The 9,147-nt window shown below is 52.0% G+C and carries 6 protein-coding genes; 1 reads left to right on the top strand and 5 read right to left on the bottom strand.

Annotation, left to right across the window (positions count from 1 at the left end):
* From A1355_RS02325 to A1355_RS02305, 5 genes are all read right to left on the bottom strand, one after another.
* Positions 1-3,933, bottom strand: a 3,933-nt coding sequence (locus A1355_RS02325) for a type I polyketide synthase (RefSeq protein WP_157197707.1), incomplete at its 3' end; no start/stop codon positions are given.
* A 391-nt stretch (positions 3,934-4,324) separates the two neighbouring features.
* A complete protein-coding gene (locus A1355_RS02320; RefSeq protein ID WP_064024595.1) occupies positions 4,325-4,870 on the bottom strand; it encodes an FcoT family thioesterase in 546 nt (181 codons plus the stop codon).
* Positions 4,870-5,763 (bottom strand): TauD/TfdA dioxygenase family protein, encoded by an 894-nt coding sequence (locus A1355_RS02315; protein ID WP_064024593.1) that lies wholly within the window; start codon positions 5,761-5,763, stop codon positions 4,870-4,872. The genes A1355_RS02320 and A1355_RS02315 overlap by 1 nt, the downstream gene beginning before the upstream one ends.
* A gap of 66 nt (positions 5,764-5,829) precedes the next feature.
* Positions 5,830-6,726 carry a TauD/TfdA dioxygenase family protein gene (locus tag A1355_RS02310; protein WP_197471691.1) on the bottom strand — a complete coding sequence of 299 codons (897 nt, stop codon included), beginning with the start codon at positions 6,724-6,726 and terminating at the stop codon, positions 5,830-5,832.
* 119 nt (positions 6,727-6,845) lie between these two features.
* Complete coding sequence (locus A1355_RS02305) at positions 6,846-8,423, bottom strand: fatty acid--CoA ligase (protein ID WP_064024591.1); 1,578 nt, start codon at positions 8,421-8,423, stop codon at positions 6,846-6,848.
* Positions 8,424-8,937: 514 nt separating this feature from the next.
* Between A1355_RS02305 and A1355_RS25955 the strand changes: the two genes are divergently transcribed.
* A partial coding sequence (locus A1355_RS25955; protein WP_231883525.1) for a hypothetical protein occupies positions 8,938-9,147 on the top strand: 210 nt, incomplete at its 3' end.

Raw genomic sequence — 9,147 nt, 5'->3', positions numbered from 1 at the left:
CAGCACCCGGTCGCGGTCGTTGAGAGCATAGGCGGCTATCACCGCCAGATTGTGATTGACGACGTTGCGATGTTCCACCATCACCCCTTTGGGCTGACCGGTGGAACCTGAGGTATAGATGACGTAGGCCAGATGTTCGGGACGCGCGCTGGGACGCGGTTGCGCGGCGCTCTGGGCGATCAGCGGCCAGTCGCTATCCAGCGCCAGGGTCTGAATCGCCAAACCGGCGCGGATTTCAGCCAAGCCGTCGGCCAAGCCGGCTTCGGTCAGCAGCAGTTGGGCGCCGCTGTCCAGTAGCAAGGCTTTGCTACGTTCGACGGGGGTATTGGCGTCCAGCGGCAGATAGGCGCCGCCGGCCTTGAGTATGCCCAGCAAGCCGACCAGCATCAGCGGCGAGCGGCGCAGACACACCGCCACGATAGTATCCGGCGCCACGCCGCGTTCTTGCAGATAGCTCGCCAGCCGGTCGCTTTGCTCGTGCAACTCCCGATAGCTGAGTGACCGCTCGTCGCCGATCACCGCCACCTGGTCGGGGCTTTTCAGGGCTTGGCGGACGAATAGGTCGTGGATGCAAAATTCGCCAAGCGGCGCGGTCTGAGTCGCGTTGAAATCGCTCAACAAGCATTGCTTTTCCGCCGGCGGAACGATTTCGATGCCGCCGATAGCCTGCTCGGGGTCGGTGATTACGCTGGTCAACAACTGCTTGAAGCAAGCCAAATGCCGCGTGATCGTGGCGTCGTCGAACAAACTGCGTTTGTACTTGATATTGATCTGCAGGCTCTGCCGGAAATCGTAAATTTCCAGCGTGTAATGGTCCTCGGTTTGTTGAAACACCTCGTACAAAGTCTCCACGCCTTGCAGCGCATCAGCGTTGTTCAACAACTCGTCGAAGAAATTTTGGTGGGTGTAGGACACCGGAAACGGATTTTCTTGCGGGTTGGCCAGATTCAATCCCAGATCCGCTAACAACCGGGGAAATGGATAGTGCGCATGGTCCAGGCAATCGAAAAATTGTTGGCGGGCTTGTTGGACCCATTGCACGAAGGCCAACTCGGTTTGCATCGTGCAAGGCACCACCATCACATTGATGTAACAACCGATACTCTGCTCGTGCGCTTGCTTGGGCCGTCCTCGCACCGGCGTGGTGACCGCCAGCGCCGATTCCTGGGTGAGCTTGTTCAAAAAAATCTGGAATGTCGCCAGAAACAGCACCGCCAAACTGGTTTTGCAGCGTGTCGCCAACTGCTTGAGAGCCGCCAGCGTCGCGTCGTCCAGCGTATATTTACGACAGCCGATGCCGTCGGCCGACAAACTGGCTTGCGGCATACGATCGTAGGGCAGATTCAAGGTCGCCGCTTGATCGGCCAATAATGCGCGCCACCAACGCCTATCCTCGTCTCCGGCGCTACCGGCCAGATAGCGGCGCTCCCATTCGACGTAGTCCAGAAAAGCCAAGTCCGGGGCTTGGCAAACCAAGGTTTCGCCAGCCAGCAAAGCATGATATTTCCGCCAAAACGACGCAATAAACAACGCGCCCGAGGTACCGTCGAAGACGATATGATGGATGACAAAGAACACATACGACCCGGCATCCGCCGCGTCGATCGCATACAGCCTGACCAATGCCTCCGTGGCTAGATCGAACGGCTGCCTCAACAGCGCCCACAAACAATCATCCAGCATTACCCCGAACTCGAGGCGAATTTCATGGCAGAGAGGACCGTCATCCAGCGGCCGAATCACTTGCTCGCTGTCGCCGGTGTCGCTCCGCTGAATAATCGCCGCCCTAAGCAGCGGATACTCCGCCAACATCGCGGCGAGCGCTTGCTGTAGTTTTTCGACCTCGACGCCGCCGGGGACCTTGAAGGTCAACGGCACGTTAAACGCGATCGACTCGGGCGCGAGTTCGTTGACATACCACAGGCCTTTTTGCACTTCGGACAACGGACTGCGAATCTCCGACGCCAAACTCAGCGAGCGTGCGGAGCCGGCGTCATGTGCCACCTTGCGCTTTTGCTGCTGTCGGCGAGCCAACAAATCGAAAAAACCGGCGAAATCGTCTATCCCCAACACCTGGCTGAATTTGATGTCCAAATCCAAAGATTCGTTCAAGCGGCCGACGAACTGCACCACGTCGATGGAATCGAAGCCGTAATCGATCAGGGACAGCGATAAATCGAGCGTCGCCAAGTCCAGCTTAAAAATGTCTTTCACCAGCTTGGCTACGACCGCCAAAGTCGGCGTATCCGGACTCAAGCCATCCGGCGGTTTTACCGTCACCGGCGCTGAATGACCGGCGGCCCGAGCTTGCAACTCGGCATCGGGCCGGTATTCCTCGAGAACAATGTGAGCGTTTACCCCACCGATGGCGTAACTATTCAGGGCAGCGCGTTTCGGCCGGTCGGAACCGGGCCAAGGACGATTTTCATGTTGCAGCGTCAAGGCATGCCCGGCCGGAAAGTCGCTATTGATCGCGTCCAGGCCGGCCACGCCAGGCAGCACTCCGTGCTCGAAGGCTTTCAACACCTTGATGATCGACGCGATACCCGAAGCGGCTTCCGGATGGCCGATACTGGGCTTCACGCTGCTGATATGCCAGCGTTTGGCGGAATCGGCGCCGGCCTGCCGGTAGGCTTGATCGATAGCGCCTAGCTCCAGCGCATCGGCCATCAGGTTGCCGATGCCGTGCGCTTCGACATAGTCGATAGAATCCGAGCCGAGGTCGGCACGCGTTAAGCACAAGCGTATCGCTTCCTTAAGACCCTGCGAATTCGGTGCCTCGAACGAATAACCTCGGCCGCCGTGATAAACCGCCGAGCCCTTAACCAAGCCCAGAATCGTGTTGCCGTCCCGCACCGCGTCGGCCAACGGTTTTACGATCAACACCCCGGCCCCTTCGCTGCGCAAATAGCCGTTGGCGGCATCGCCAAAGCTTTTGGTTTGATTGTCCGGACTCAAGATGTCCCGGTACAAACCCTGACGGGAAGCTTCGGTAAATTCGTCGGCACCGATCACGTTGACGCCGCCGACCAGCGCTTGTTGACATTCGCCGGCCCGCAGGCTTTGTATGGCCCGATGTAATGCAACATACACACTGGTGCAAAACGTGTTGATCGTTTCACTGGGACCTTTCAGGTTCAATTGAAACGAAACCTTGTTGGCGAGCGGAATTTGGTAGGCCACATCCGGTGTCGGCACCGTATCCCGGCTGCCGATGTAAACAGCAGTCGTACTTTTTATCAGCGCGGACAGATCAAGCCGATAGTCATGCAACGCGTCTTCGATGCATTGATAAAGTAACTGCTCCTGACGCGGTAAAGCCGCGAAGTCGGCCCGCGACATCTTCAGGCATTCCAGGGCCTGCAATCTGCCCGGATCGACCCGAGCATAGGTCAATTCCGACTTTCCCGGATGGCTGGCGACGTGCAACGGCGAACCTGAAATGACTTTCCGCCACAACGCGGCGGCATTCTCGGCTTCCGGAAATATGCCGGCCATGCCTATCACGGCGATAGCGAAAGGATCGAGCTCGGGACCTTGCCCCTTCACGGCTGTCGGGATTGATTCCAAGGGATCGTCAACCGACGAAACGTCGCCGAAGGACAAGACCTCATCCAGCAAATACCGCGTGAGCAAATCCAAACTGGGATAATCGAACAGCACCGTCGACCTCAAGGCGCACTGCAAGCGCTTTTCAAGCTCTACCTTGAAGTCGACCGCCTGCATCGAATCCGCGCCCAAGGCTGCGAAATTCTGATCGTCGGCCACCTCGTTGGGGCTGTCCAACTCCAGAAACTCAATCAACAAATCGCGAATGAAGTCGGTCAATAGGGCTTGGCGCGAACCGGAACCCGCGACGGCGAGCCGATCTAAAACGCCGCTGGCGTCGATGAACTCGCCGCGCGTTCGCGGAAACTGTATATCCGTCCCCATGATATATAAGCAAATAATTTAAGAATGATCGAAAATTAGCGCGAAAACAGCTAAAAAACCCGAATTAAAGATGACCGCCACATTGGCGCGTCTTGGCAAAATACGAAGCAGCTTGAAACGCGGGCGTGCGGACGGTTATCTGTTCACCAGGCGCCGGAAATTAATCGCTCAACCCATGCCAAGTCCGGCAAAAATAAACGGCAAATAACTAGCCGTATCCGATACCGTTTTAATTTGAATTCCATGCCGGAAGCTATTCATACCCCAACATCAAAATCGCGACAGTCCCAACCCGGATAGCAAGCCTTTGCCGATACACCATTGCTCGCGTTAATTCCGCCGGCTTTCAATGTTTCGAAGCACCTTTAGCTATAAGCCGGAGCTCACGCTATTAAGGACCGGGACGCAATATAGCCAGCATCACTTCACCCTTGGATTTACCGACCTCGTCATCGTGAAAATGACAAAATGTTTTCAGAAACACACAGCGGGACGTTTTTTTTACGGTATGAATACCGAATGTGCCGTAGAAGCGCTTCGCGTTAATCAGACTTTGAAAACCGGAATTGAGATTGGCAATCAAGAAATTCGAAAGCTGTTTTTCAAAAAACAAATCGGGATCGTAGTCGCCCAACTCCGGAATTAATCCATTTTTTATGCAATAACCCAAATGAACGTAAGCAATCTGGTTGTAGCAGATATTATATTCTACGGCATTGAAATGCCCGGTATCGTCGATGTAACAAGACTCCGGAATTGAAAACTCGCCATTCATCAGCATACCCTGAATACCCAAGTCTTCCTGCTGTTGAAAATACGCCTTTTTTAAGTACCGACAACTCTCCCGATAAGGCGTCAACACCGTTTTTACAAACGAAGCGTCAATATCCGTTAAACTGAGCGCTTCCCGCTCCGGCAATTCCAAAATAGAAGTCATTAGTTAATTCCCACATAAAAAGGCAAGTCGTCGTAAATCCCGATTCTGTAACTTTTGCTTTTCTCTCCGGGTTGTATGGATGACGCTTTGTGTACCAGGGGTCGGTTATCCCAGATAATCAGATCGCCCTCTTCCCAATAATGCGTGTGAATATGTTCCGGTTTTTCCGCAAAGTCGAATAAGGCCTGCATCACCCGTTCATTTTCTTCGTAACTCAGACCGGCCAGCTTGGTGGTAAAGCCGCTACTGATATACAGGATTTTCTCGCCCGTGACCGGATGTTGGATTACGGCCGGATGGTTAACCGGCGGGACTTCGTTGTGAATACGATCGAGCAATTCGGCAAGCGATTTGTCGATATCCGACGCTTGAACCTTATAGCGCATTTTACCTTCATGAACCGCGGTAGCCGTTTCGACGTAAGACCTGAGTTCATCCGGCAGTTTGCTGTAAACCGCCGCCATATCGATGTAAGAGGTTTCTCTCGCCGATTTGGGAAAAACCAACGGATAAATCGAAGTAAACGACAATGGATGCTTTTCGAAAGCGCAATCGGTGTGCCAATACCGCCCCGTGCCGGAAACGCCCAGTTTTTTGCCGTCCGCTTCGATCACATTCGACGAAACGAATACTTCCGGGTGATCAGGATGATGGTATTGAGGCTGGAAATATACTTGCGGACGACCGAGTTTCCGAGTGAATGCAACATATCTTTCGGCATTCAGCTCCTGACCGCGCAAGACCACCAATTTATTTTTATATATTAATTGTCTAATCAGCGCCAGTTCCGGCGCGTTTTCGGACAAACTATTGACATCCAAGCCAATAATTTCCGCACCGATTTTACCCTGTTTCGCTTCGTTAATTTCCAATCCCTTACTCTTAGTAATCATGCGCGCTACCCTTAATAATAGTAATGTTAATAGAACAAGTTTCGACCAACCTAACCGTATCGAATGTTAATTGCCGATACCGACGTAAAACGGCAAGTCATCGTAAATACCGACCCGATACATTTTGCTGGTTTCTCCCGGCTTGACGCCGGATGCCTTGTGTATAACCGAGCGGTTATCCCATATAATCAAATCGCCTTCTTCCCAATAGTGAGTATGCACGTGTTCGGGACGTTCGATAAAATCAAATAGCGCCGTCAACGCGCGCTGATTTTCCTCGTGAGTCAAACCTGCGATTTTTGTCGTAAATCCGCTACTGATGTAAAGCGAAAACTCACCGGTTACCGGGTGCTGAATAACGGCGGGATGCTCGACCGGCGGCACTTCGCTATTAATCCTATCGAGAAGCTCGGCCAGCGATTTATCGATATCGGACGCTTGAACTTTGTATCGTAATTGCCCCGCATGGATATAGATTTTATCGTCGACATACTGTCTTAAATCCGCAGGCAGATTTTCCAATACCGTTACCATATCGATGTAAGAGGTTTCCCTAGACATTTTCGGGAAAATCAAGGGATAAACCGAGGTAAACGACAAGGGATTCTTTTCGAACGCGCAGTCGGTATGCCAATATTTTCCGGTACCGGAAACGCCGATTTTGTTACCGTTTTGGTCCGGCACATTCGAAGAAACAAATATCTCGGGATGATCCGGATGATGATATTGCGGCTGAAAATAGACTTGCGGCCGCCCAAGTTTACGGGCGAATGCAACGTATTTTTGTTCATCCAATTCCTGATCGCGCAGTACAACCAGTTTATTCTTGTAGATCAAGCTACGAATCATGCCCAGTTCCGGCGCGTCATCCGCCAACCCATTGATATCCAGGCCACGGATTTCGGCGCCTATTTTTCCGGATTTTGATTCGATCACTTCCATTTCCAAGGTCTCAACGCTCATACATACTCTCCTCTAACCAAAGGTGAAGGTTTTATAAATTTCCCGGCGGATAACAGTTCATAAAATGCTCCGCCAATACGCCTTAACGAAACCCGGTCGCGGCGAAAATCCGCCTCGCGCTAATTGACTTGCCGAACTTGGCCAGCCCAATAAGGCATTCTTAATTCTCGTTTTAATATTTTGCCGCTCGGGTTCCGAGGCAGCTTTTCGAGAAAATCGATCGACTTTGGCGCCTTGAAGTCGGCGATTCGATTTCGGGTAAAGTTAATCAGTTCGCGCGCCTTAATCGCTTGGCCTGGCCGCAATACGACAAACGCCTTGACGACCTCGCCCCAACGCTCGTCTGGTATACCGATGACCGCCGCTTCGGCGACAGCTTCGTGCTCGCACAGCGCCGCTTCTATTTCGGCGGGATAAATGTTTTCGCCGCCGTAAATAATCATGTCCTTGATCCTGTCGCAGATATACAAATAGCCTTCCTCGTCGACGTAACCGGCGTCTCCGGTTCTAATCCATCCGCCTTCGGACAGGCACTCCCGGGTTGCCTCGTCGTTGTTCCAATAACCAATCATGTTAGCGGGCGACTTAATCGAGATTTCGCCGACCGCATTAGCCGGCAAGGCATTTCCTGATATATCCGATACACGTATCTCCACACCTGGCAAAGGTCTGCCCGCGGATTCTTGACGTTTTGGATGTGCCGGCGAGTGATCTTCGGGGCGCAGGCAAACCGCCATATTGCCGGTTTCGGTCATACCGTAGATTTGGAAAAATCCGCAGTTGAAACGCTGCATCGCCTTTTGCAGCAACGCAGGCGCGATGGGCGATCCACCGTATAAAAAACCCCGTACCGACGATAAATCGGTGGTTTCGCAAGAAGGTTCCGCCAAAGTGGTTTGAATCATCGCGGGTACCATCGGCACTTTGCTAATCCGGTGACGTTCGATCAGTTCCAACACCTTCCAAGCAATAAACGTATCGATAATGAAACCTTGCGCGCCGGCGATGAAGCCCTGAATCGCCCACCAAATTCCGCCCATGTGAAATTGCGGCAGTGAAATCAGCAATTTGTCGTCCGGATTCAAGTTCATCCAATGATCGCCTTGCTCGCGCATTCCCTGCATCAATCTAAAGAACGAATAATTCGGCAGTTGCACGCCTTTTGGATGGCCGGTAGTGCCGCTGGTATACATTTGCACAACGACTTCATCCGGCGAATAAGTCAGACCGACGCCATTCGGCGAAAATTGATCCCGCCAATTTTGAAAACCCGAATAACCCTCGAATTCGCCATCCAATACGATAATCTTGCGTAAACTCGGCAATTCGCTTTTCACGGCCCCGATTCTTTCTAGTAACTCCCGAGAGATAAACAAAATCTCGGCGTTGCCGTGCTGCAGAATGTAATGAATTTCCTGCGGGGTCAGCCGCCAGTTAATTCCGATTAAAACCGCTCTGGCTTTTGCGCAACCGAATAGCACTTCGTAGCTATTAATACTGTCCTTGCTCAATATCGCAACGCGCGCCCCAGGCTCTATCCCGACAGCTAACAGACCCGCCGCTACTTGATTAGCCCGTTGATCGAATTCGCGAAACGTCAAACTCTGCTCTTCGAATACGAAGGCAATTGAATCCCCCTGGTATTGCGCTTGCCATGTAGAGATTTCGGCGAGAGTTTGAGGCGACGTTAAGATCATGGTTATCTATGCAGCAATAAGATTGCTTCAACTAAATGCAACAAACGCGCCACTTAGAAAAACTAGAAACAACCGAGCCATCATCAAAAATATAACCAATTGAAAATTAGTGTATTTTTTTAAATAAAGACAACCAAAAACCCCTATGTTCGCCTAGCAAAACCGTAAAATGGGTTTGCTGAAATGCTTTGCGAATCGACTAGTAAAAAAAGTAAGTGATTTCACCTGTTTTTATTGCGTTAAAACACATAGCTTAAGAAACCTCGCCGAGCGTTTGAGCCCTTCAACCTACCGCCTTATTCAACGCGACTCTCACAAAACCAGGATAATCGACGAATTGCGTCGCGGTCTGGCACCGCACCCAATCGCGATGAGACACTGATGCGCCGCGTTTTGTAGTCAACGCCTATCGGACGACAACACAGAGTGAACTGCCCCGGGAATTTCGAAGGCCCATTGATGTGAGTCATACCGGCTTAACTAACTCGGAAAGGTGTTGCCGGAGAAGAGGTAAATGACCAACCGAAAAGAGATGGACAAAACATACGCCGCCAGCCGTTGCAGCTGCGGCGCTTTGTCAGTGGGTGAAGCTGATTATTGGCAGGCGAGTCTTTTGTTAATCGTCATCCTTCCGGAGGAAAACTCCCGCCATTTGTTCCGCTCTTTGCAAAAGAGGGCTGGAGAGATTTTCCAAATATATCCCCTCCTGATTAGCAAGCTCCTT

Source organism: Methylomonas koyamae, assembly GCF_001644025.1.
Taxonomy (GTDB): domain Bacteria; phylum Pseudomonadota; class Gammaproteobacteria; order Methylococcales; family Methylomonadaceae; genus Methylomonas; species Methylomonas koyamae_A.
Note: the sequence above shows the minus strand (reverse complement) of the source record. Positions and strands in the feature narration are given on the sequence as shown.

What these genes read in the sequence shown, in the direction of transcription:
- A1355_RS02320 (WP_064024595.1), bottom strand. Translation starts at nt 4,870, where the DNA reads ATGACTTCTATTTTGGAATTGCCGGAGCGGGAAGCGCTCAGTTTAACG.
- A1355_RS02315 (WP_064024593.1), bottom strand. Translation starts at nt 5,763, where the DNA reads ATGATTACTAAGAGTAAGGGATTGGAAATTAACGAAGCGAAACAGGGT.
- A1355_RS02310 (WP_197471691.1), bottom strand. Translation starts at nt 6,726, where the DNA reads ATGAGCGTTGAGACCTTGGAAATGGAAGTGATCGAATCAAAATCCGGA.
- A1355_RS02305 (WP_064024591.1), bottom strand. Translation starts at nt 8,423, where the DNA reads ATGATCTTAACGTCGCCTCAAACTCTCGCCGAAATCTCTACATGGCAA.